Raw genomic sequence first — 21895 nt, forward strand, 5'->3', positions numbered from 1 at the left:
GTTCACGCCAAGGATCAGAGCCAGTGGAAAGAACGGCGTGAATCAGTCGGGCAGGACCCGCGCGAGCGGGGGCCTGCGGGCCTGTCCGGCCCGCGCGCCCCCTGCCCGGCACCATCGCTTCGTTGCACAGAACGCAACTCGGGTTGCACCTCTTGATCATGCGGATCCTGGGCATCACTCTGTTTGCCACAGACGTCACTACCGACACACCCGAGGAGCGGACATGACGGCAGGGACGAACAGCGGATCCGACGGCCGGTCCGAGGCGAACGGCTGGGGCCGGCGCGGGTTCATCGGAGCCGTCGCCGCCACCGCCGCCACCGCTGCCGTCGCCACACCCGCGCACGCCTCCGTGTCCGCCCTGCACCGCGAACGGCCGCCGCGCCGCCCCCGGCAGCTCTTCCTCGGCACGTACACCACCCAGCCCGGCGGCGGCAGCGGCGTCGGCCTTGCGACGTACGACGAGGAAACGGGACAGATCACCGGCACCGGCACGCTGACGGGCGTGCCCGATCCCTCCTACCTCTGCCTCCACCCCTCGGGCAAGACGCTCTACGCCGTCAACGAGCGGGAGCAGGGTGCCGTGACCGCGATCGCGCTCTCGGCCCCGGGGCCCGAGGTCCTGGGCTCGCGGGGCACCGGCGGTGCCGGGCCCTGCCATCTGTCGGTGCACCCGAGCGGGCGCTGGCTGCTCAGCGCGAACTACGGCTCCGGAAGCGTGGCCGTCCACCCCGTTCAACAGTCCGGCGCGCTGGGCGAGTTGACCGATCTGGCCACCCACTCCAGCCCGCCTCCCGGCCCGGGGCAGGAAGGCCCGCACGCCCACCAGATCGTGACCAGCCCGGACGGCGGGCACGTCCTCGCCGTCGACCTGGGCAACGACGCCGTCCACAGCTACCGCCTCGACGAGAGGAAGGGGAAGCTCACCCAGGTCTCGTACGCCACGCTGCGACCGGGCGCCGGGCCGCGCCACCTCACCTTCCACCCGTCGGGCCGCTTCGCCTATCTCGCCAACGAGGTCGACAACACCGTGGTCGTCTGTGCGTACGACCCCGGGAGCGGGCGGCTGACCCCCGGCGATCCGCAGCCCACCGGCACGGGTGAGGGCACCAGCTATCCGGCGCAGCTGCTCGTCACGCGCGAGGGCACCTTCGCCTTCCTCGCCAACCGCGGGCACAACAGCCTCACGCGGTACGCGATCGAGGCGGGCGGCGCCCGGCTGCGGCTGCTCGACACGGTCCCCGTCGGCGGGGACTTCCCCCGGCACATCGCCTTCTCGCCATCCCAGCGGCTGCTGTTCGCGGCCAACCAGAAGTCGGGCTCGGTGAGCGTCTTCCAGGTCGGGGGCGACGGCGGGCTGCGCCTGTCGGGCAAGCCGTTCGCCGCACCGCTCGCGGTGTGCGCGCTGCCGCTGTAGCGGCCCGCCCCACCTCTCCATTGAGTCTCGCCGGGACAGGTGTCCCATTGGGACATCACAGGTGTACAGTCGAAGACATGAACAAGGCGACGGAATCCGGCTCAGGAACCCCGGCCACGGACCGGGGCGGCGAGGACCGCAGGCAGCGCAAGGCCCGGCAGACCCGGGAGGCGCTCGCCGACGCGGCCATCGACCTGATCCTGGAGCACGGCCTCGCGGCCGTCACCGCGGAGGCCGTCGCCGAGCGCGCCGACGTCACGCGCCGCACCTTCAGCCGCCACTTCGGCGGCAAGGAGGCGGCGGCGCTCGACTTCACCCGCGCCGACGGCGACCGCATCAACGCGGCCCTGCGCGTCCGGCCCGCCGACGAGCCCCCGCTCGCCGCCTACCGCGCGGCCGTGCAGGTCTGGCTCGCCGACCCGGAGTCCCCGGGCCTGCACCGCCGGTCCCGGACGCGGGCGCTGCTCGCGCTCGTCGACACGGAGCCCGCCCTGTTCGCCGCGTACGAACGCGTCCGGGTCGACGCCCAGGACGAGTCCGTCCGGATCATCGCCGACCGGCTCGGCACCGACCCCGCCCGGGACCAGCGCCCGGCCGTCGTGGTCGGCGCCGCCGCCGGAGTCCTGACCGCGGCCCTGCGCAGCTGGGCGCGCGGCGGGCACGAGCACGACGAAGACCTCGCCGCACATGTGGAGCAGGCCTACGCCGTCCTGACCAGGGAGGCCGCCCTCGCGGCTCCCCACATCGGATGAGGAAAGTGAAGAGCACCATGAGCACCACCCCCGTCACCACCGTCCCCGACTACGCCACCGAGTTCGCGGGCCAGACCGCTTTCGTCACGGGCGCCGCCTCCGGCATCGGCCTGGCCACCGCCCGCCGTCTGGGCGCGGGCGGAGCGAACGTCGTCATCGCCGACTACAACGCCGACGGCGCGGAGCAGGCCGCCGCCCAGCTCCTCGCGGAGGGCGTCAAGGCCGCCGCGATCGCCGTGGACGTCACCGAGCCCGCGTCGGTCGAGGCCGCCGTGCGGTTCGCCGTCGACACGTTCGGCGGGCTCGACCTCGCGGTGAACAACGCGGGCATCGGCGGGGAGAGCAAGCCGACGGGCGCGTACGACATCGATGTCTACAACCGCGTCATACGCACGAACCTCGACGGCGTCTTCTACTCGATGCGCTATGAACTCCCGGTCCTGGAGGCCGCGGGCGCGGGCGCCGTCGTGAACGTCGCCTCGATCCTCGGCTCGGTGGGCTTCGCGGGCTCCCCCGCCTATGTCGCCGCCAAGCACGGTGTCGTCGGCCTCACCAAGACGGCCGCCGCCGAGTACGCCGCGAAGGGCATCCGCGTGAACGCGGTCGGCCCCGGCTTCATCGAGACGCCGCTCCTGCAGAACATGGACAAGGAGGAGTACGACGCCCTCGTCTCCCTGCACCCGGCGGGCCGTCTCGGGCACTCCGAGGAGGTCGCCGAGCTGATCGTGTTCCTGCTCTCGGAGCGGGCCTCGTTCATCCACGGCAGCTACCACCTGGTGGACGGCGCGTACACCGCCCGCTGACCCCCGGCCGCCGCCCGGCCTACGGCTTGGTGAACTCGACGTCCCGGGCCCTCGCGACGATCTCGACCTCGTCGCCGAGGGCCCATTCGGCCACCCGGGACACCGTCGCCGCCGGGACCATGTCGCTGATGCCCTCGGCGGCGGGGATGTCCTGCGTCGCGTGCGCGTCGTGCGGCAGGACCACATGGAAGTCCAGGTCGAGGGCCGTACGCGCGGTCGCCGACACGCACATCTCGGACATCACCCCGCAGAGGGCGAGGTCGCTCACGCCGGCCTCGGCGAGGAGTGCGCGCAGCGGGGTTCCCTCGAAGCCGTCGTCGACGGTCTTGCGGATGAGGACCTCGCCCCGGTCGGCGTCCACCGGCAGGTGGAGCTCCCAACCGGGCGTGCCCGGTTCGTCGTCGGCTCCCGGCTCGCCGTCGTTCTGGAGCTGGACGACCAGCGCACCGGCGGCGCGGGCCCGGGTGATCAGGTCGGTCGTCCGGTCGAGGACGCGGGCCGCCTCGGGGACGGCGGTGTCGCCCGTGACGAAGGCGGTCTGCATGTCGACCACGATCAGCGCCTGGACGGGGGACCTGGGGTGTGACGCTTTCTCACTCATGGTCCACCATCCTGCCGTTCGCCATGATCAGCCGTACATCCCCGAGGGCCGCCACGTCCGCCAGCGGGTCGCCGTGCACCGCGATCAGGTCGGCGCGGTATCCGTCTACCAGGCGTCCGACGTGGTCGGCGATGCCCAGGGCGTCGGCGGCCTCCGTGGTCGCCATGTCGACAATGCGGTGTGGCTCGATGCCCAGGTGCTGATAGAAGCCGAGGCTCTGGGCGAGGCCGTCGCAGCCCGCGCGCTGGACGCCCGCGTCCGTCCCGGCGATCAGCCGCGCGCCGTGCTCCGCCATCGTGCGGACCTGGTCGAACATCGCCTTGGCCCGTTCCTCGCCGAAGAACATCGGCAGCATCCGCCAGTTCGGGCTGATGGTGGGGCAGATCCGGATGCCCTTGGCGACGATGGTGTCCAGGACGTCCTCGCGCAGATCGAATCCCTTGCGCGTCATCCAGGTGCAGTGCTCGATGGTGTCGACACCCGCCATCACGGCGGCCACGATTCCCGCCGTGCCGTGTCCGTGGGCGGCGACCGGCAGTCCCGCCCGGTGCGCCTCACGGACGATCACGCGCAGCTCCGGGGCGTCGAACTGTCCCTGCCAGGTGGCGGGGCCGCCCCGGGTGAGGCCGCCGCCGGTGGCCATGACCTTGATGACGTCCGCGCCGAGCTCGGCGTTCCGCCGGACCAGGGCGCGGATCTCGTCCTCGCCCTCGACCTCGCCGCCCAGGAACCAGCAGTGGCCGCCCTTGGTGGTCAGCGGTGTCGTGGCGGCGACGATCCGTGGGCCCGGCACCCGGGACGCGGCGATCTCCTCGCGCAGCCGCAGGGTGAGACGGCCTCGGTCACCCAGATCGCGCACGGTGGTGACACCGCTGCGCAGGAACTGGAGCGCCCGCTCCTCCATGGCCGCCATGAGGGTGGTGTCGCTGTGCGCGTCCAGGACCGCCACGGGGTCCTTGCTCGCGTCGAAGACCAGGTGGACATGGGCGTCGATGAGGCCGGGCAGCACCGTGGCGTCGGGCAGTGCGTACCGCTGCGCCACGCCGCGCGCCAGGGGCTCGACCTCGGCGCGGGTGCCCACGGCGACGATGTCCTGGCCCTCGGTGAGGACGGCGCCGTCCATGACGTGTTGGCCGTTCGGCCCGGTCAGGACCCGCCCTGCCGTGATCAGCGTCTGGCTCGTCTGGCTCATCTCTGCCTTTCCGTAAAGGAGTTGGAGGAGCTGGCGGTGGTGCCGGTCTCCATCGTCCTTCATCGGAGGGCGGAAAGTCCGTCATGAGAGGGCATGAGGGGGGACGGTATGTTCGCGCGGCGTCCTGCGGGTACCCGTAACCTGGGCCGAGTGCCCGCACAGAACGTCACGGGTCGTCGCAGGTCGTCGCAGAGCATTGCATAACGTCGCAGTACGTCGCAGGGCGGAGGTCAGGGTCTGATGAGCACGGAAGTCACGGTCCTCCTGGTTGCCGCCGCGGTGCTGGTGGCCGCGACGCTCGCGGTCGCGATCGCGCTGCTCGTACGTCTGGTCCGCACGCGCCGCACACTGCGCGCGGCGGGGCTGCCGGTCGAGCGCCAGTGGGTGTTCTGGGGGGCGGTCGCCTATCTCGTCCTGCCGGCCGATCTGCTGCCGGACCCGGTCTTTCTCGATGACATCGGGGTGCTCCTGCTCGCGCTGCGGTCCATGAAGCCGGCGGGTTCAGGCATCGGGGGACGTGGGGCGGAGTAGGGGGCGGCGCAGGTGCCGGGCCTTCGTGAGCAGGATGTGCATGCGTTCGGTCACCTGGGCGACGTCCTCGACGGGCTCGTCGAAGGCGAGCCGGACATCCGCCTGGCTGCGGGCCTTCTCCAGGCGCAGAGTGAGGGCGTAGCGGTCGATGGCGAGCGGGCGTACGCGCACCACGCCGTGCAGGCTGTCCGCGCACACGAGCCGGGTGAGCTGCTCGACGGCGTCCTCGTGCGCGTCGGCGAGATGGGTCAGCAGCCGCGCCTCGGCCTCGGCCAGCGGGTCGGGGGCGGCCAGGGCGAGTTCGTCGAGGTCGATGCCGACACGGCCGCCGGTCGCGTCGTGCAGCACGGCACAGGTCGGCGCGAAGATGAATCCCTCCCCGTCGGGTACGAGTGACCCCGAGAGCCACAGACGGGCCCGGATCCGGTCCCTGACCGGCACCGGGGAGACGTCGGCGAACTCGACCAGGGTGGACGGCTCGCCGCGCGGCGCGCAGATCATCGCGGTGGCCAGCGCGCTGTCCGGGGGCGGTGACAGCAGGAGAATGCCCTCCGGCGTGACGCTGTGCGCGCCGACGAGTTCATCCCTGCCGATCTCCGTGGTCACCGCGCAGGACCACGCGGTGGCGAGCAGGGAGCGAGCGCGTGCCGCTGCAGTGGGCACAGTCGTGCTGGCGTGACGGACACCCATTCTTCAACCTCCATTAGGTAAGCCTTGCCTAACTTATCGGAGATCGCGGAACAGGGCCAGTACGCGAATGACCCCGCGCGGCGAACCACGCGGGGTCATTCGGACGCACCGGGCAGAGCCCCGGTCACGTACGTCAGTTGGCGTCGTCGGCGCGGTCAGTGACCGCGGGCGATCCACTCCGCCAGGTGCGGCGCCTCCGCGCCCACGCTGGTGCTGTCGCCGTGACCGGTCCGCACCTCCGTCTCCGGGGGCAGCGTGAGAAGCCGGTCCCTGATCGAGTCGACGATCGTCGGGAAGTCGCTGAACGACCGGCCCGTCGCTCCAGGACCACCAGCGAAGAGCGTGTCGCCGGTGAAGACCGTGCCCAGGGCCGGGGCGTAGAGGCTGACCGCGCCCAGGCAGTGGCCCGGGGTGTGCAGGACCTTCAATTCCGTGCCCGCCACGGTGAGTTCCTGCCCGTCGGACAGCTCGCCGTCGGGGGCACGGTCGGGGTGGGTCTGCTTCCACAGCTCCGCGTCGGCGGGGTGCAGCAGGATCGGCGCGCCGGTGCGGTCGGCGAGCGCGGGGGCCGCGTCGATGTGGTCGTCGTGCGCGTGCGTGCACACGATCGCGACGACCCGGCGCTCCCCGACCACGGCCGCGATGGCGTCCGCGTCGTGCGCCGCGTCGATGACGACGACCTCGCTGTCGTCCCCCACGATCCATACGTTGTTGTCGACGTCCCAGGTGCCCCCGTCGAGGGAGAACGTGCCCGAGGTGACCAGGTGGTCGATGCGCGCGGCCATCAGAAGACCACCACCGAACGCAGGACATCACCGTGGTGCATCCGCTCGAACGCCTTCTCCACGTCGGCGAGCTCGATCGTCTCCGTGACGAACGCGTCCAGGTCGAGCCTCCCCTGCTGGTAGAGGTCGATCAGCATCGGGAAGTCGCGGGAGGGCAGACAGTCCCCGTACCAGCTCGACTTGAGCGCGCCACCCCGACCGAAGACGTCGAGCAGCGGCAGATCGATGCGCATCTCCGGTGTCGGCACGCCGACCAGGACGACCGTGCCCGCCAAGTCACGGGCGTAGAAGGCCTGTTCATATGTCTCCGGGCGGCCGACCGCCTCGATGACGACGTCGGCTCCGTTGCCGTCGGTGAGCTCGCGGACCGCCTCGATCGGGTCCGCCGAACGGGAGTTGACGGTGTGCGTGGCGCCGAGGCTCTTCGCGGTCGCCAGCTTCTTGTCGTCGATGTCGACAGCGATGATCTTCGCGGCGCCGGCGAGCCGCGCGCCCACGACCGCCGCGTTGCCGACGCCGCCGCAGCCGATGACGGCGACCGAGTCGCCGCGGCCGACGTTGCCGGTGTTGATGGCGGCGCCGATACCGGCCATGACTCCGCAGCCGAGGAGCCCCGCCGCTGCGGGCGAGGCGGCCGGGTCGACCTTGGTGCACTGCCCTGCGGCGACGAGGGTCTTCTCCGCGAAGGCACCGATGCCGAGCGCGGGCGAGAGCTCGGTGCCGTCCAGGAGGGTCATCTTCTGCTTGGCGTTGTGCGTGTCGAAGCAGTACTGGGGCCGGCCGCGCTTGCACGCGCGGCACTGGCCGCACACCGCACGCCAGTTGAGGATCACGTAGTCGCCGGGCGCGACCTCCGTGACACCGTCGCCGACCGACTCCACGATGCCCGCCGCCTCATGGCCGAGGAGGAAGGGGAAGTCGTCGTTGATGCCGCCCTCGCGGTAGTGCAGGTCGGTATGACAGACCCCGCAGGCCTGCACCTTCACCACGGCTTCCCCGGGCCCCGGGTCCGGCACGACGATCGTCTCGATCCGTACCGGCTCGCCCTTCGCGCGCGCGATCACGCCCTGTACCTGCTGCGCCATGAGGTCAGCCCTTCTTTCTTCCGGCGTTACTTGCTCGTCCGGCATCGCATGTTCTTCCCGCATCCTCACAGACCGGGCCCGCTCACGACGACCCCGGACGCACGAGTCCCGATCACCGGTTCCGCCGGGCCCCGATCCACCCGGCGCCACGCCGCCTAGGGTGGGCGGGTGCGCGATCTCGCTGCTCAGGCCCTGCTTCCGGTGAACGCGACGCTCGGCGTGGCGCTCCTCGTGCTGCTGCTCGCCGCCGCCTCCGCGGCGGCCGTGTTCCGCCTCTCCCCCGACGGCTCGTACGGCAGGGCGCGGGACATCCTCGTGGCCGGGGCGCGGGCGGCCGTGCAGCTGGGCGTGGTGTCCCTGGTGATCGGCTGGGTGATCCACCACGTCGTGGCGCTCTTCGCGTTCCTGCTCCTGATGTTCGCCGTCGCCGCACGTACGGCGGGGCGCCGCATCACCGCCAACGGCACCTGGTGGTGGGCGGCGCTGCCGGTCGCGGCCCCGGTCGTCCCGGTGGTGGCGGGGCTGGCCCTGGCCGGTCTGCTGCCGGTGAACGGCATCGCCATGATCCCCGTGACGGGCATCCTGATGGGCGGCGCGCTGACGGCGACGGTGCTCGGCGGGCGCCGCGCCCTGGATGAACTCCACTCCCGCAAGGGCGAGTTCGAGGCGGGCCTGGCCATCGGCATGCTGGACAGGGACGCCCGCCTGGAGGTCATACGCCCCTCCGCGTCCGACGCCCTGCTCCCCGGACTCGACCAGACCCGCACGGTCGGCCTGGTCACGCTGCCCGGAGCTTTCGTCGGCATGCTCCTGGGCGGCGCGTCCCCCGCCCTCGCGGGCGCGGTACAGCTCTTCGTCCTGTTCGCCCTGATGGCAGTCCAGACGGTCGCGGTGGCGGTGACGGTGGAACTGGTGGCCTGCGGCCACCTGAACCGGGCGGGGCCGGAGTGATCTCCACGGCCCGGGTGATCGACAACGGTCCGGGGGAAACGTAGGCCTCACCTCACGCCTGTCCGACCCTCGGGCCTGCAGGCGAACCAGGCAAAGACCCCGGCCGCTCGCACGGCAACTGACATGCTGGCGACACGACAGAGAGAATCTCAGGGGGGCGTAGCCATGGGACGCTCAGAACGAGGACAGTTCAACACAGATCCCACCGAACAGGCCGCAGAGCGGATGTTCGAGCCGAAGCTGGCGAAGCTCGGCCTCACCCGAGAAAAGATCGAAGCGCAAGACCTCGAAGAGCTCCAGGCGACACTCGTCACCGTCAACCACGCCATTGATCACCCTGAATCGTTCGGCATCCTGAAGCTGAAGATGACCGCCAACATGGGTGCGGTCATCGTCCGCAACGAAGCCGAAGCCCATATCGAAGTGGGAATTCTGCCCATTCTGCTGGAGCGCAAGGCTCTGGTCCTCGAGCGCATCACCGCACTGCGCCCGACGGAGCAGGTGCGGGACTTCCGCCAGGAAGTCATCAACACCGTGACAGATCCCGAGATGCAAGAGCATCTGCTCAAGGTGCTGGACGAACGCGCCGCGAAGGAAAAGGATCTCTCGACCAAGATCGAGAAGGAAGCGGAAGAGAACACGTCTCTTATGAAGGAGATGAAACACCTCCGAGAGATGTTCGCCGTGGACAGGCTGCAGAGCCGACTGGAGAAGCTCGAGGAAGACACCAAGCGGATCGAGTCGGAAAAGACGAGCAAGTTCGAGGCCCTGAGCATTTCCATGGGACTCCTCGCAGCTCTCGGTTCCCTCGCCGGAATCATCCTCGGCCTGGTCCGCTGGACCACGGGCTGAGCCCGGCCGGGCCCTGTAGCGGCTCCCAGCAACGTCGACCAGGCCAGACGAAGCGCCCCAGAACGGAGTGAAGCTTGAACTCACTTGATGCCGTCTCGTCCTTCGTAGGCGCCCTCGCCGGTTTGCTCGGCCTACTGACGTCGGTTATTCAGTTTCAGCACGAGGACCGTAGCCGTTTCATCAACGACCTGCTGACCCCTCAGAATCTCCGTTTTCTCGGGCGGTTTGGGTTGATGACCGGACTCCTAGTCATCGCCACCTGCTTCCTCCTCAAGGGAGAAATGCTGGTAGCGGGTATCGGACTCATGACGTCCGCCGGAGTGCGGCTCGCCTCACCCCGGAAAGCTGGTTGGACGCCCGAACGGCTCGCATTCCACATCTCGTCAGAGGTTCTGTTCCACTGCACAGCGCTCCTGAGTCTTGCCGCTGGGCTGAACCTCGTAGCGCTGGGAGCCCTCCGCGACCTGGCCACAGGACAGAGACTCACAGTGACATTGACTCTCACCCTAGCGGCCCTGATATCGGTGAACAAGTCAACAACGCGCACGCGAAAGCTCTGCACTGAGATGTCCAGGCAAGTGTCAGGCCTGGTACAGCACATCTCCGCGCTACAAGAACTGTGCTCGCTGAACGAAAGAAACGACAAGATCCCGGATAAGAAGCGAGAGTGTTACGAGAAACTTCACAACCTCGAACTCGCTCTGGACACAAGGCTTAACACGGGCTACCGATCCTGGGGAACGCGAGTACTCCCAGTAGCCACCAGCGCCGCACTCTCTGCCGCGCTCCGCGGTGCCGTTGCCAAGCCTGACAAAGAATCCTCTGCATGGGAGGAGTGCCGATCGCTCCTGTCTGCCCTGCACTCCGGGTGCAGCAAGCACATTGACGTGGTGGCCTGAGGGCTACCCCTGCGGTGCGCACCGACCTGCCAGGTGCGGGTCATGGGGCATGGCCGAAAGCACCCGGGCCCACGGGAGTTTCGGCGCCTTGGGTGTTGGTGCGGGTGGCGGTGAAGCAGGGCGCTACCGGGGCGTAGGCTCCGGATCATGTCTGTTTACGAAGATGCAGAGATCGGCGCCCTCCAGGGCGGTTCGGCGGACCTGGGCCAGTACCTGGGGAAGGCCGTCCTGATCGTCAATGTCGCCTCCAAGTGCGGGCTCACCCCGCAGTACGCGGGCCTGGAGCGCCTGCAGGAGAAGTACGCGGCCCGTGGCTTCACGGTCCTCGGCGTGCCCTGCAACCAGTTCATGGGCCAGGAGCCCGGTACGTCCGACGAGATCGCCGAGTTCTGTTCGGCGACGTACGGCGTGACCTTCCCGATGACCGAGAAGGTCGACGTGAACGGCGACGACCGGCACGCGCTGTACAAGAACCTCGTGGGCACCGCGGACGCGGAGGGGCACACGGGGGACGTGCGGTGGAACTTCGAGAAGTTCCTGACGAACGCCAGTGGCGACGTGGTGGCCCGGTTCTCGCCGCAGACCGAGCCGGATGCTCCCGAGGTCATCGCCGCGATCGAGGCGAACCTGCCGAAGTAACCCAGGCGCGCAGACGAGGCGCGGCACTCCGGCGGTCGCCGGTGTGCCGCGCCTTCGTCGTTCCGGGGCAGTGGATCAGTGGTGGTGGCCGGCGCGGGCTTCCGCCGTGGCCTTCAGTGCTCCCACCCATCCTTCGAGGCCCTGGGCGAGGATTTCGGTCGCGGCGGGAACGTTCGCCTCGACCTGCTCCCCGGCGTGGGTCTCCTCGGTGCGGACGAGTACGCCGCCCTTGACCTTGGTGAAGGTCCACACGTGGACGCCCTCGATGCGCAGACCCTCGCCGATCGCGGGGCCGGTCCAGCGGATGCACGCGTTGCGCTTGAGCTGCTTGACGGTGGAGGTGATGTCCAGGCTGGTGGCGGGGGTCGCCGGGTTGGGCGGGATCGGGGTCGTCCAGCGGAACGCCGAGCCCTTGCGGAAGGGGCCGTGGTCCAGGCGTTCCCCGGAGGTGACCGGGCTCTGCCAGGACGGCCAGCGCTCCACATCGGTCTGCAGCTTCCAGATGGTGCTCAGCGGCGCGTGGATCACGGTCCCGGTCCGGTGGCGGACGACGGCCTGGGGGTCGACGCCCTCTCCCCGGCAGGTGAGGGACTTGCCGTGGCCGCCGGGCTGGGGGGTGGCTCCCGCCGGTACGGCGGCGGTGCCGAGGACGCCGGCGACGGCGACGGCGAGCGGGACGACGAACAGGGCGGCGCGGACGCTGGTGCCGCGGACACTCGTGCTGCGGGTTGCGGGCATGGCGTTCTCCTGGTCAATTGCTGTGCGAGCAGGGCGAATTGAGCGTGGTTGTTCGTCGAGGTGATTTGAATGATCGCTAGAAGCTCATGCGTCCGTTAGAAGGTATAACGCGATGAGGAACGAGTGGTCAACAGGTTCAGTGATAACCTCTAACTAAATCTTGAACGTGTAGCCCTATGGGCGCCTATGGACGGGGAAGGTGGCAGGCCATGGCGAAGACGGACACGAACACCCCGCGCGAGCGCTATCGCACCCAGGTGCGCGCCGAGGTCAAGGAACGTGCGTGGGAGCAGATCGCCACGGCGGGCGCGTCCGCGCTCTCGCTCAACGCGATCGCCAAGCAGATGGGCATGAGCGGCCCCGCGCTCTACCGCTACTTCGCCGGCCGCGACGAGCTGATCACCGAGCTGATCCGGGACGCGTACCGCAGCCTCGCCGACACCGCGCAGGCGGCATCGGCCGACGGCGCCGACCTGGCCGGCCTCGCGCACGTCCTGCGCCGCTGGGCCCTGGAACACCCCCAGCGGTACTTCCTCGTCTACGGCACCCCGGTCCCCGGCTACCACGCCCCCGAGGACATCACCGGCATCTCGTCCGAGATCATGGCAACCCTGCTGGACGCCTGCGCGCAGCTCGTACCGGACAGCCCCGCGACACCGTTCGGCGCCCACCTGGAAGACCACCGGGAGTGGGCTCAGGGCCACCCCGCCCAGCCCGCGGCCCTCCACCGGGCCGTGTCCTTCTGGACCCGGATGCACGGCGTGCTGTCCCTGGAACTGTCGGGCCACTTCAGCGGAATGGGCTTCGATCCCGCGCTGCTCTTCGCGGCCGAACTCGACGACCTGCTGGCCGGGTCCTAGGCGGAATACTCCGGAAGATGCTCCGGAAGCTTCCGGTCGAGGGCCGCGAGCGCGTCCGCCTCCGCGCTGCCCTTCTCGGCGCTGAACACATGCACCACCAGGCCCGTCTCACCGGGCGCGGCCGGCACGTGCAGGGTCTCGAAGTCCAGGGTGAGCAGCCCGGCCACCGGGTGCCGCAGCCGCTTGCGGCCCGCCGCGCACATCACGACCTCGCCGCTGTCCCAGATGCGCCGGAAGTCGGCGCTGCCCGCGGCCAGTTCGGTGATGAGCGCGGCCAGCTCCGCGTCCTCGGGGTAACGCCCCGCCGCCACCCGCAGCTGGCCCACGGCCTCCGCCGCCCTGTCCTCCCACTCGGGGTGGACGACGCGTGAGGCGGGGTCGAGGAAGAGGAACCGCGCGTTGTTCCGGTCCCGGCGCCGCGGCTCGGCCAGGCCTCCGATCAGCTCGGCGCCGAGGCCGTTCCAGGCGACCACGTCGAGGCGGTGGTCCGTCGCGAAGGCCGGGAACCCGGCCATGGAGTCCAGGATGCGCCGCAGCAGGGGGCTGACCCGGGCCCTGGGCGCGGGCTCGCCCCGGGCGGCGGCAAGGGTGGTCAGGTGCCCGCGCTCCGCCGCGTCGAGGCCGAGCGCCCGGGCGAGCGCGTCGAGCACCTCGGGGGACGGCTGGGTGGCCCGGCCCTGCTCGAGACGTACGTAGTAGTCCACGCTGATCCCTGCTAGCTGGGCCAGCTCCTCGCGGCGCAGCCCGCGCACCCGGCGGCGACGGCCACCGGCGATCCCGACGTGCTCCGGCGCGACGCGCCCCCGGCGGGCGCGCAGAAAGCCGCCGAGCGCCCTCCGGGTGTCGCCGATCCCGTCACTGTTCGTCATCTGGTCCGCGCCGTCCATGGAGCAAGTATGCGTGGCCCTGGCAGTACCAGGATCGGCGTTCCGACGGTCGAACAGGGTGCTGGCTGCGCCGCCCGCGCCAGGAGAACGTGGCGTCATGAACGAAGCCACGCCCCAGCAGCCGAAGAAGATCCTTGTCGTCAGCGCCCATCCCGAATCCCGCTCGCTCAACGCGTCCCTCGCCGCCTTCGCGGTCGACGAGCTGCGCGCGGCCGGGCACGAGGTGCGGGTGTCCGACCTCTACGCGATGAAGTGGAAGGCGACGGTGGACGCCGACGACTTCCCCGGCCACACCGCGGACCGGCGTCTGCACGTGATGGCCGCATCCGAGCGGGACACCCTGGCCGACCGCCTCTCGCCCGACATCGCGGCGGAGCAGGAGAAGGTCCGCTGGGCGGACGCGGTGATCCTGCAGTTCCCGCTGTGGTGGTTCTCGCCGCCCGCGATCCTGAAGGGCTGGATCGACCGCGTCTTCACCAGCGGCTTCGGCTACGGACCGAAGGTCCCGCCGCCCTACAGCGAGGGCACCCTGGCGGGGCGGCGCGCGCTGGTGTCGGTGACGCTCGGCGCCCGGGAGTCGTCGTTCTCCGACCGGGGCATCCACGGACAACTGACGGACGTCCTGTATCCCGTGCAGCACGGCCTGTTCTGGTTCACCGGCATGGCGCCCCTGGAACCCTTCGCGGTGTACGGGGCGAACGAGCTGCCGGAGGATCAGTTCGCGGCGGCGAAGCGGGAGTACGCGCGCCGCCTCGACGGTCTCTTCACCGACGATCCGGTCCCGTTCCGCTCGCTCGTCGGCGGCGACTACGACCACGGGATGCGGCTGCTGCCGGACGTGGAGGCACCCGGGACGACGGGCCTGGCTCTCCACGTCCGGCATCGCGGCTGAGCGACGGGCGACCTGGTCGTCACCGGCGTCGGGTCGTCGCCGGGTCGCGGCCGTCACCGGTTTCGCGGGACCTACGTGAAGGCGGCCGCGTTCCGGGCAGCCCACTCGGCGAACGCGCGGGGCGGACGCCCGAGGACGCGCTCGACGTCGGGACTCACCCGCTGCTCCTCGGCGTACGGCGTGCCCAGGAGAGCGAGGGTGGAGTCCACGACCTGCTCGGGCATGAACCGCACCATCTGGGCCCGTGCCTCCGCAGGGCTCTGCTCGACGAAGCGCACCGGCTCGCTCAGCACGTCCCCGAGCGCCGCCGCCTGCTGCCGGGGCGAGACGGGCACCGGCCCGGTCAGTTCGTACGTGGCGCCGCCGTGGCCGCCGGTGCGCAGCACGGTGGCCGCGACCTCCGCGATGTCGGCCGGATCGATGACCGGCAGGGCGACGCCTCCGAACGGTGCGGCCACCTCCCGCCGCTCCCGGACCGATTCGGCCCATTGGAAGGCGTTGGAGGCGAAGCCTGCCGGGCGCAGCACCGTCCACTCCAGGCCCGACCCCTTGACGGCGTTCTCGAACTGCGGAGGGTGCCGCAGCGACCCGACCCCCTGCGAGGAGAGCAGGACGACCCGCCGGACGCCGCAGGAGCGCGCCGCTTCGAGGGCGCCGTCCACGTTCCCTCCGCCGAGCATCAGCTCGCCGGAGGTCAGCAGGAACAGTGCGTCGGCCCCTTCGAGTGCGGGCTTGAGGCCCACCGGGTCGCCCACATCGGCCTGCCGATGTCGTATGCCCTCCGGGACATCAGGTGCCGCTGTCCCGCGCGACACGGTCGTGACCTGTTCACCCGCCTCGACGAGGGCCCGTACGAGTGGCCTGCCGACATTGCCCGTAGCTCCGGTCACCACGATCATTTTCTTCGCTCCCTGAGTCGTACTGAGTCGTACTGAGTCGCTCTGCGCTGACTCCACGGAAGCTACCGGCGCGGGGGTAGTAGGTACCTAGAGGAAAGTAATGGGGAGAGGAGTCATTCATGACCGACCTCACAACTCCCCTGCCGCACACGCCTCTTCACGCGTCTCTGCACAGGCCTCTGCACAGGCCTCTTCGTACGTTGCCTTCGAGGCCGGCCCACCGGACTATCCGTACGTCTTCTTCCAGCGCACCCGGTGCCGGACATCGCCCTGGCCCGCGTCGCTGACGCCGAGCAGCGAGCCGAGTGCGGCCCCGCTGTTCCACAGGCCCACGTGGTCGCGGTGCAGGGTGGCGATGCCGTTCTGCTCCGCGAAGGCCTGGGCGGGGCGGCTGAACCGCGCGGTGGTCACACAGATCGCCAGGTCGGCCCCGAAGTGCACGCGGGAGCCCAGGAGATCCCGCAGATCCCGGCCCGCGACGGCGCGGTGCGGCGCGTACCGCTTGCACTGAATGATCATGCTCCGGCCGTCCGGGAGCCGCCCGGTCACGTCGACGCCGTTGTCCCCCGCCCCGCCGACCCCGCGTACGTCGGCGCAGCCGTCCCTGCGGCACAGCCCGGCGACCAGGTCCTCGAACTCGGTGCCGGTCATCGCGTCCGCCCGCGCGAGCGACCGGAGCCCCGCCCGCACCACGTCCTCCTCCCGCCACGCGCGATCGCGGTCGCGCGCCATGCGGTCCGTGCGCCACAGCCACCACAGCACGGCTCCGACGATGCCGAGGAGCAAACCCCCTGCCGCGAAGGGCCGGAGGGGCGACCAGATCAGGAACAGCTCCAGGAGCAGTACGGCGCCGCACACCACCCACGGCTTCCACCGCTTCCACTGCTGCCACCGCTTCCAGGACCTCCCGCGCCGCTTCCGCAGCGCCGTGCGCCGTCCCCGCCGAGCGGTCATCAGAGCCCCCTCCGCCGTCCTTGCACAGCAGTGTGGGCAAGGGCGGGCGGGTTCGGGAAGAGCGCACACACACCCGGCGGTCCGCCGCCCCCGTACATCCAGCCGGACCAAGCTGACCTGCGGGCTTCGGGTGGCGCTCGTACGGTGGCTGAATGGTCATCAGGTACCTTCCGCGCTCCTCATCCGTCCGCACCGCGGCCCTCGCGGTAGCCGCTCTGGTCCTCCTGCCCACACCCGCCGCGGCGGCCACCGAGGAGCCCACGCCGCCCAAGCCGGGCCCCGCGTACTCCTCGGACCTCCTCGACCGTCCGGGCGTCCAGGTCCGGCCTGGCGCCGGGGCCCCCGCCGTGCCGAGCGACGTCTCCGCCCTCTCCTGGGTGGTGGCCGACGCCCGTTCGGGCGAAGTGCTCGCGGCCCATGACGCGCACCGTCAACTGCCGCCCGCCTCCACCCTGAAGTCGCTCTTCGCCCTGACGGCCCTGCCCCATCTGGACGCGGTCGCCCGGCACCGGGTCACCCAGAGCGAGCTCGCCGAGGTCGGGGACGGCAGCAGCCTGGTAGGGGTCGAGGCGGGCCACAGCTACACCGTCGCCGACCTGTGGCGCGGCGTGTTCCTCAGTTCCGGCAACGACGCCGTGCACGTGCTGGCCAACCTGAACGGCGGCTGGCAGCAGACCGTCCGTCAGATGCGGGCCAAAGCCCGCGCCTTGGGCGCCAAGGACACCCATGTGGTCTCCCCCGACGGATACGACGCCGCGGGGCAGGTGTCATCGGCGTACGACCTGGCGGTCTTCGGCAGGGCAGGGCTCGCGGACCCGCAGTTCGCCCGCTACTGCTCGACGTCGATCGCCAAGTTCCCGAACGGGAACTGGTCCTACCCCATCCAGAACACCAACCGGCTCCTCACCGGAGCGGACGGCGTGGCGCGTTACCCCGGCCTGCTGGGCATCAAGAACGGCTACACCAGCAACGCGGGCAACACGCTCATCAGCGCGGCGCAGCGCGGCGGCCACACCATCGTCGTATCGGTGATGAACCCGCAGGTGAGCGGCGGCTACCGCGTCTACGAGGAGACCAGGTCACTCCTTGACTGGGGGTTCCAGGCGGCGGGTCACGTCAGGCCAGTGGGTTCGCTGATCCCCGAGAGCGAGAAGCGGGGCACGGCGCAGGGGCCCGCGCACGCCGCCGAGCTCGCCGCCCACGCGACCGGCACGGACGGCTCGGACTGGACCGCGATCCTGCTCGTCGGCGCCGGATCGGCGGCTCTGGTGGCGGGTGCGGTGGTGGTGATCCGGCGGCGGTCGGCCCGCGCCCACCGCCTCTCGGTGCGCCAGTAGCCGAGCGCGGTCAGCCCTCTCTCAGACCCCGCCGAGCAGCCGGGCGAGGTCCTGGTCCAGATCGAGCCCCGCGACCTCGCGCCCGGCACCCACGACGGCATACGTACGGAGCAGGAAACGCCGCAGCGCGGCCCTGTCGAACTGCACCAGGGCCAGACCCCGCGGCGCGCGGAACTCGAGCACCGTGCGTGCCCGGCCGCACGGCCAGATGTGCACGTCTCCGCCGCCCGCCGGAGCACGGAGCCCCTCCTCCAGGAGTTGGCGGCCGAAGATCCAGGTGACCTCCGCGCCGTCGAGGGAGGCCTCCGGCGGGAAGACGATCTGGACGGCCAGCGGGTCGGCCGCCGCATAGCGCAAGGTCACGGGCAGCACGCGCTCGCGCCCTTCGGGAGTGACCAGGCAGGCGCGGGCGGGCTGCTCAAGGGTGACGGCCATGATCGGACTCCTGTTCTGGCGCAGCTGACGCTGCTCGCGCTGCGTTGTTCCGTATCTGTTCGAGTCCGCGGAGGGTGATTCATTACGCGACACACGAGCCAAACCTTGTGACCTACGTCACGGCTGCCGGTTTCAAGAAGGGACCCCATCGGGGAAAGGAGAACGCATGCTCCTAGCCCGCCTCGCCCACGTCTCGGCCACCGTGGCCACCACCTCCGCCCGGTCGCAGAAGATCGCCCTCCTCGCCGATCTCTTCCGCGCGGCCGGCCCCGCCGATGCGCCCATCGTCATTCCCTACCTCGCGGGCCGGCTGCCGCAGGGCAGGCTGGGCATCGGGTGGAGCCTGCTGAAGGAGCCGCCCCCGGCCGCCGTCGAGCCCACCCTCACCGTCCAGGACACGGACAGCGCCCTGACCGCCATCGGTGCCGTCTCCGGGCAGGGCTCCCAGGGCGAGCGCAAGCGGCTCGTACGGGAGCTGATGGGTGCGGCCACCGGGGAGGAGCAGCGGTTCCTCGTCGGGCTGCTCACCGGGGAAGTCAGGCAGGGTGCGCTCGACGCCATCGCCGTGGAGGGGCTCGCCCGGGCCACCGAGGCCCCGGCGGCCGCCGTGCGCCGTGCGGTGATGCTGGCGGGGGCGGTGACTCCCGTCGCCGAGGCGCTCCTCGCGAGGGGGCCGGGTGCGCTCGACGAGTTCCGGCTCAGCGTCGGGCGGCCCGTACTGCCGATGCTCGCGCACGGCGCCACGTCCGTCACCGAAGGCGTGGCCAAACTGGGCGGGCCGTGCGCCGTCGAGGAGAAGCTGGACGGCATCCGCGTCCAGGTGCACCGCTCCGGGGACGACGTCCGCGTCTACACCCGCACCCTCGACGACATCACCGACCGGCTGCCCGAACTCACTCGTGCCGCAATGGAGTTGGCGGGGGATTCCTTCATTCTCGACGGTGAGGTCATCGCGTTCGACGGTGACGGCAGACCCCGGCCCTTCCAGGAGATCGCCGGACGGGTCGGATCCCGTGTCGACGTCACCACCGCCGCCGCCGAACTCCCCGTGTCCCCCGTGTTCTTCGACGCCCTGTACGCGGGCGGGCAGGATCTGCTCGATCTGCCGTTCACCGAGCGGCACGCCGAGCTGGCGCGGCTCGTCCCGGAGCCGATGCGGGTGCGGCGCGCCGTCGTCGCCGACCCCGCCGACGAGGCGGAGGTGGCCGCCGCGGAGGAGTTCTTCGCCGACACCCTGCGCCGCGGCCATGAGGGCGTCGTGCTCAAGGCCCTCGACGCCCCGTACATCGCGGGGCGCCGCGGCGCGAGCTGGCTGAAGGTCAAGCCGGTGCACACCCTGGACCTCGTCGTCCTCGCCGCCGAGTGGGGGCACGGGCGGCGGACCGGCAAGCTCTCCAATCTCCATCTGGGCGCCCGGCGGCCGGACGGGACGTTCGCCATGCTCGGGAAGACCTTCAAGGGCATGACCGACGTGATGCTCGCCTGGCAGACCGAGCGGCTGCGTGAGCTCGCGGTCGACGACGACGGCTTCGTCGTGACCGTACGCCCGGAACTCGTCGTCGAGATCGCCTACGACGGGCTGCAGAAGTCCACCCGCTATCCGGCCGGCGTGACGCTCCGCTTCGCCCGGGTCGTCCGCTACCGGGAGGACAAGTCGCCCACGGAAGCCGATTCCGTCGAGACGGTACTGGCGGAGCGCTAGCCCTGGCGCTCTAGCCCCGGAGCGGGACGTCTACCACCAAGTTCTGGCAAAGAACGGGCCTATAGGGTGACCTTAACGCCGTATTGACGCCCACCAGCCAATCAGCAACTAGGGGAAGAGCTGTGTCCGCTTCACGTCTCAGCCAGACGCCACTCCCAGGCATCGGCATCCGGTACGACCTGACCACCCGAGAACATCGCCAGCTCTCGGTCGTCGCGCACCGGGACGGTGCGCGCACCCTCAGCGCCTACCGTGCCGACGACCCCGACGAGTGCGCGCTCTCGCTGCGGCTGAGTTCGGGCGAGGCGGACGCGCTGATCGACGCGCTGATGCCCTCGCACCACAGCCCGAATCTCCTGCACACCACCGATCTCGGTCTCGTCGCCGAGCGCATCGAGGTGGCGGGCTCCTCGCACTGGAACGGGCGGGTGCTCGGCGAGACGCAGCTGCGCACCGAGACCGGTGCGTCCATCGTGGCCGTGCTGCGCAGGGCCGAGGCCATTCCGTCGCCCGCGCCGGACTTCCGCCTCGCGGGCGGGGACACGCTCATCGTGATCGGCACCCGCGAGGGTGTGGAGAGCGCCGCGGCGATACTCGGGCGGGAGTGATTCGATGCACTCCGCTGTCTTCCTGATCGAATTCGGCGCGATCATCCTCGCGCTCGGGCTGCTCGGCAGATTCGCCGGACGGTTCCGCTTCTCCCCGATCCCCCTCTATCTGCTCGCCGGGCTCGCCTTCGGCGAGGGCGGGCTGCTGCCCCTGGGCGCCAGTGAGGAGTTCGTCGCGATCGGCGCCGAGATCGGCGTCATCCTGCTGCTGCTGATGCTGGGGCTCGAATACACCGCGAGCGATCTGGTCAGCAATCTCAAGACCCAGTACCCGGCCGGTCTCGTCGACATGGGGCTGAACGCCGTGCCGGGCGCGATCGCCGCACTGCTGATGGGCTGGGGTCCCGTCGCCGCCGTCGTGCTCGCGGGCGTCACCTGGATCTCGTCGTCCGGGGTCATCGCGAAGGTCCTGAACGACCTGGGCCGCCTCGGCAACCGCGAGACACCCGTCATCCTCAGCATCCTGGTCCTCGAAGACCTGGCGATGGCGGTGTATCTGCCCATCATCACCGCCCTGCTGGCCGGTGTCGGCTGGGCAGCGGGCAGTCTCACGCTGGGCATCGCGCTCGGGGCGGCCGGTCTGGTCCTCTTCCTCGCCGTGCGCTACGGCCGCGTCATCTCGCGCTTCGTGTCGAGCGACGACCCCGAGAAGCTGCTCCTGGTCGTCCTCGGTCTGACGATCCTGGTCGCCGGCATCGCGCAGCAGCTCCAGGTCTCCGCCGCCGTGGGGGCGTTCCTGGTCGGCATCGCGCTGTCCGGCGAGGTCGCCGAAGGCGCGCACAGCCTCCTCGCACCGCTGCGGGACCTGTTCGCCGCCGTCTTCTTCGTCTTCTTCGGCCTGCACACGGATCCGGCGAGCATTCCGCCGGTGCTGCTGCCCGCGCTCGCGCTCGCCGTCGTGACGGCGTGCACGAAGATCGCCACGGGGTACTGGGCGGCCCGCCGCGCCAAGATCTCCGTCAAGGGACGGTGGCGGGCCGGTGGTGCGCTGGTGGCGCGCGGCGAGTTCTCCATCGTCATCGCGGGTCTTGCCGTCACCGCGGGCATCGAACCGTCGCTGGGCCCGCTGGCCACGGCGTACGTCCTGATCCTGGTGATCGTCGGCCCGCTGACCGCGCGCTTCGCGCAGCCGGTGGCCGCGCTGGTCAGCGGCTCCGTGGCGCGCCGCCGGGAAACGGCGGCCGCGGTCGCCCTGCCCGCGCAGCGGGAGCCGGAGCCGTCGGCGAAGGCGGAGGAGTCGCTGGACGGCCAGGAGACGCACGGCCGCTCCTGAAGAACACGCCTTCGCGGGGCGTGGGGGGGGGGGCGGCCCCCCCCCCCCCCCGGTGCGCGGGGGGGGGGCGCCCCCCCCCCCGCCCCCCCCAACCCCCCCCGGGGGGCCCCCCC

The 21895-nt window shown here is 70.8% G+C and carries 24 protein-coding genes; 14 read left to right on the plus strand and 10 right to left on the minus strand.

The window, feature by feature from the left end; genetic code table 11:
* The first annotated feature begins 223 nt into the window (after positions 1-223).
* The 3 genes from AB0E78_RS31795 to AB0E78_RS31805 all read left to right on the plus strand — a co-directional run bounded on the left by AB0E78_RS31795 (position 224) and on the right by AB0E78_RS31805 (position 2972).
* The gene (locus AB0E78_RS31795; RefSeq protein WP_361839783.1) at positions 224-1417 is read left to right on the plus strand and encodes a lactonase family protein; all 1194 of its coding nucleotides are present in this window, start codon (positions 224-226) and stop codon (positions 1415-1417) included.
* Positions 1418-1494: 77 nt separating this feature from the next.
* Positions 1495-2169, plus strand: coding sequence for a TetR/AcrR family transcriptional regulator (locus AB0E78_RS31800; RefSeq protein ID WP_361839785.1), 675 nt, complete (start codon positions 1495-1497; stop codon positions 2167-2169).
* Positions 2170-2186: 17 nt separating this feature from the next.
* Positions 2187-2972, plus strand: a complete 786-nt coding sequence (locus AB0E78_RS31805) for an SDR family NAD(P)-dependent oxidoreductase (RefSeq protein ID WP_361839788.1) — start codon at positions 2187-2189, stop codon at positions 2970-2972.
* Positions 2973-2991: 19 nt separating this feature from the next.
* Here AB0E78_RS31805 and AB0E78_RS31810 read toward each other — a convergent pair whose 3' ends face one another.
* Both AB0E78_RS31810 and AB0E78_RS31815 read right to left on the minus strand, forming a co-directional pair.
* The gene (locus AB0E78_RS31810) at positions 2992-3573 is read right to left on the minus strand and encodes an isochorismatase family protein (RefSeq protein ID WP_361839791.1); all 582 of its coding nucleotides are present in this window, start codon (positions 3571-3573) and stop codon (positions 2992-2994) included.
* Positions 3566-4765 (minus strand): amidohydrolase family protein, encoded by a 1200-nt coding sequence (locus tag AB0E78_RS31815; RefSeq protein ID WP_361839793.1) that lies wholly within the window; start codon positions 4763-4765, stop codon positions 3566-3568. The genes AB0E78_RS31810 and AB0E78_RS31815 overlap by 8 nt, the downstream gene beginning before the upstream one ends.
* 240 nt (positions 4766-5005) lie before the next feature.
* Here AB0E78_RS31815 and AB0E78_RS31820 point away from each other — a divergent pair, with 240 nt between their 5' ends.
* Positions 5006-5296 carry a hypothetical protein gene (locus AB0E78_RS31820; RefSeq protein WP_361839796.1) on the plus strand — a complete coding sequence of 97 codons (291 nt, stop codon included), beginning with the start codon at positions 5006-5008 and terminating at the stop codon, positions 5294-5296.
* Here the strand turns inward: AB0E78_RS31820 and AB0E78_RS31825 are convergent.
* The 3 genes from AB0E78_RS31825 to AB0E78_RS31835 form a co-directional block, all read right to left on the minus strand.
* On the minus strand, positions 5267-5986 hold the full coding sequence (locus tag AB0E78_RS31825) for a DUF2470 domain-containing protein (protein ID WP_361839798.1): 720 nt from the start codon (positions 5984-5986) through the stop codon (positions 5267-5269). The genes AB0E78_RS31820 and AB0E78_RS31825 overlap by 30 nt on opposite strands.
* Positions 5987-6141: 155 nt before the next feature.
* Positions 6142-6771, minus strand: coding sequence for an MBL fold metallo-hydrolase (locus AB0E78_RS31830; protein WP_361839801.1), 630 nt, complete (start codon positions 6769-6771; stop codon positions 6142-6144).
* Positions 6771-7856: an S-(hydroxymethyl)mycothiol dehydrogenase gene (locus tag AB0E78_RS31835; protein ID WP_361839804.1), complete on the minus strand. Its 1086-nt coding sequence runs from the start codon at positions 7854-7856 to the stop codon at positions 6771-6773. The genes AB0E78_RS31830 and AB0E78_RS31835 overlap by 1 nt, the downstream gene beginning before the upstream one ends.
* Before the next feature lie 168 nt (positions 7857-8024).
* Between AB0E78_RS31835 and AB0E78_RS31840 the strand changes: the two genes are divergently transcribed.
* The 4 genes from AB0E78_RS31840 (at position 8025) to AB0E78_RS31855 (ending at position 11197) form a co-directional block, all read left to right on the plus strand.
* Positions 8025-8807 carry an ABC transporter permease gene (locus AB0E78_RS31840; RefSeq protein ID WP_361839807.1) on the plus strand — a complete coding sequence of 261 codons (783 nt, stop codon included), beginning with the start codon at positions 8025-8027 and terminating at the stop codon, positions 8805-8807.
* Between the two features lie 165 nt (positions 8808-8972).
* A complete protein-coding gene (locus tag AB0E78_RS31845) occupies positions 8973-9659 on the plus strand; it encodes a hypothetical protein (protein WP_361839810.1) in 687 nt (228 codons plus the stop codon).
* A gap of 74 nt (positions 9660-9733) precedes the next feature.
* The gene (locus tag AB0E78_RS31850) at positions 9734-10558 is read left to right on the plus strand and encodes a hypothetical protein (RefSeq protein WP_361839812.1); all 825 of its coding nucleotides are present in this window, start codon (positions 9734-9736) and stop codon (positions 10556-10558) included.
* 147 nt (positions 10559-10705) lie between these two features.
* A complete protein-coding gene (locus AB0E78_RS31855; RefSeq protein WP_361839815.1) occupies positions 10706-11197 on the plus strand; it encodes a glutathione peroxidase in 492 nt (163 codons plus the stop codon).
* 75 nt (positions 11198-11272) lie between these two features.
* Here the strand turns inward: AB0E78_RS31855 and AB0E78_RS31860 are convergent, their stop codons facing one another.
* On the minus strand, positions 11273-11935 hold the full coding sequence (locus AB0E78_RS31860; protein WP_361839817.1) for an SRPBCC family protein: 663 nt from the start codon (positions 11933-11935) through the stop codon (positions 11273-11275).
* A 209-nt stretch (positions 11936-12144) separates the two neighbouring features.
* On the opposite strand from AB0E78_RS31860, the gene AB0E78_RS31865 reads away from it, so the two are divergent.
* Positions 12145-12795, plus strand: coding sequence for a TetR/AcrR family transcriptional regulator (locus tag AB0E78_RS31865; protein WP_361839819.1), 651 nt, complete (start codon positions 12145-12147; stop codon positions 12793-12795).
* Here AB0E78_RS31865 and AB0E78_RS31870 read toward each other — a convergent pair.
* Entirely contained in the window at positions 12792-13682 is an 891-nt protein-coding gene (locus tag AB0E78_RS31870; RefSeq protein ID WP_361839822.1) for a helix-turn-helix transcriptional regulator, read from the minus strand. The genes AB0E78_RS31865 and AB0E78_RS31870 overlap by 4 nt on opposite strands.
* Positions 13683-13779: 97 nt before the next feature.
* On the opposite strand from AB0E78_RS31870, the gene AB0E78_RS31875 reads away from it, so the two are divergent.
* Positions 13780-14574, plus strand: a complete 795-nt coding sequence (locus AB0E78_RS31875; RefSeq protein WP_361839824.1) for an NAD(P)H-dependent oxidoreductase — start codon at positions 13780-13782, stop codon at positions 14572-14574.
* 71 nt (positions 14575-14645) lie between these two features.
* On the opposite strand, the gene AB0E78_RS31880 is transcribed toward AB0E78_RS31875, so the two are convergent.
* Both AB0E78_RS31880 and AB0E78_RS31885 read right to left on the minus strand, forming a co-directional pair.
* Complete coding sequence (locus AB0E78_RS31880; RefSeq protein ID WP_361839827.1) at positions 14646-15473, minus strand: NAD(P)H-binding protein; 828 nt, start codon at positions 15471-15473, stop codon at positions 14646-14648.
* A gap of 225 nt (positions 15474-15698) precedes the next feature.
* Positions 15699-16427: a restriction endonuclease gene (locus AB0E78_RS31885; protein ID WP_361839829.1), complete on the minus strand. Its 729-nt coding sequence runs from the start codon at positions 16425-16427 to the stop codon at positions 15699-15701.
* A 152-nt stretch (positions 16428-16579) separates the two neighbouring features.
* Between AB0E78_RS31885 and AB0E78_RS31890 the strand changes: the two genes are divergently transcribed.
* Positions 16580-17764, plus strand: coding sequence for a serine hydrolase (locus AB0E78_RS31890; RefSeq protein ID WP_361839831.1), 1185 nt, complete (start codon positions 16580-16582; stop codon positions 17762-17764).
* 21 nt (positions 17765-17785) lie between these two features.
* On the opposite strand, the gene AB0E78_RS31895 is transcribed toward AB0E78_RS31890, so the two are convergent.
* Positions 17786-18199 carry an SsgA family sporulation/cell division regulator gene (locus AB0E78_RS31895; protein WP_361839834.1) on the minus strand — a complete coding sequence of 138 codons (414 nt, stop codon included), beginning with the start codon at positions 18197-18199 and terminating at the stop codon, positions 17786-17788.
* 166 nt (positions 18200-18365) lie between these two features.
* On the opposite strand from AB0E78_RS31895, the gene AB0E78_RS31900 reads away from it, so the two are divergent.
* The 3 genes from AB0E78_RS31900 (at position 18366) to AB0E78_RS31910 (ending at position 21782) form a co-directional block, all read left to right on the plus strand.
* Entirely contained in the window at positions 18366-19901 is a 1536-nt protein-coding gene (locus AB0E78_RS31900; protein WP_361839836.1) for an ATP-dependent DNA ligase, read from the plus strand.
* A 122-nt stretch (positions 19902-20023) separates the two neighbouring features.
* A complete protein-coding gene (locus AB0E78_RS31905; protein WP_361839838.1) occupies positions 20024-20509 on the plus strand; it encodes a TrkA C-terminal domain-containing protein in 486 nt (161 codons plus the stop codon).
* Between the two features lie 4 nt (positions 20510-20513).
* Positions 20514-21782: a cation:proton antiporter gene (locus tag AB0E78_RS31910; RefSeq protein WP_361839841.1), complete on the plus strand. Its 1269-nt coding sequence runs from the start codon at positions 20514-20516 to the stop codon at positions 21780-21782.
* The last annotated feature ends 113 nt before the right edge of the window (positions 21783-21895 follow it).

The organism is Streptomyces sp. NPDC032198, assembly GCF_040636975.1.
In the GTDB taxonomy this organism is placed as follows: domain Bacteria; phylum Actinomycetota; class Actinomycetes; order Streptomycetales; family Streptomycetaceae; genus Streptomyces.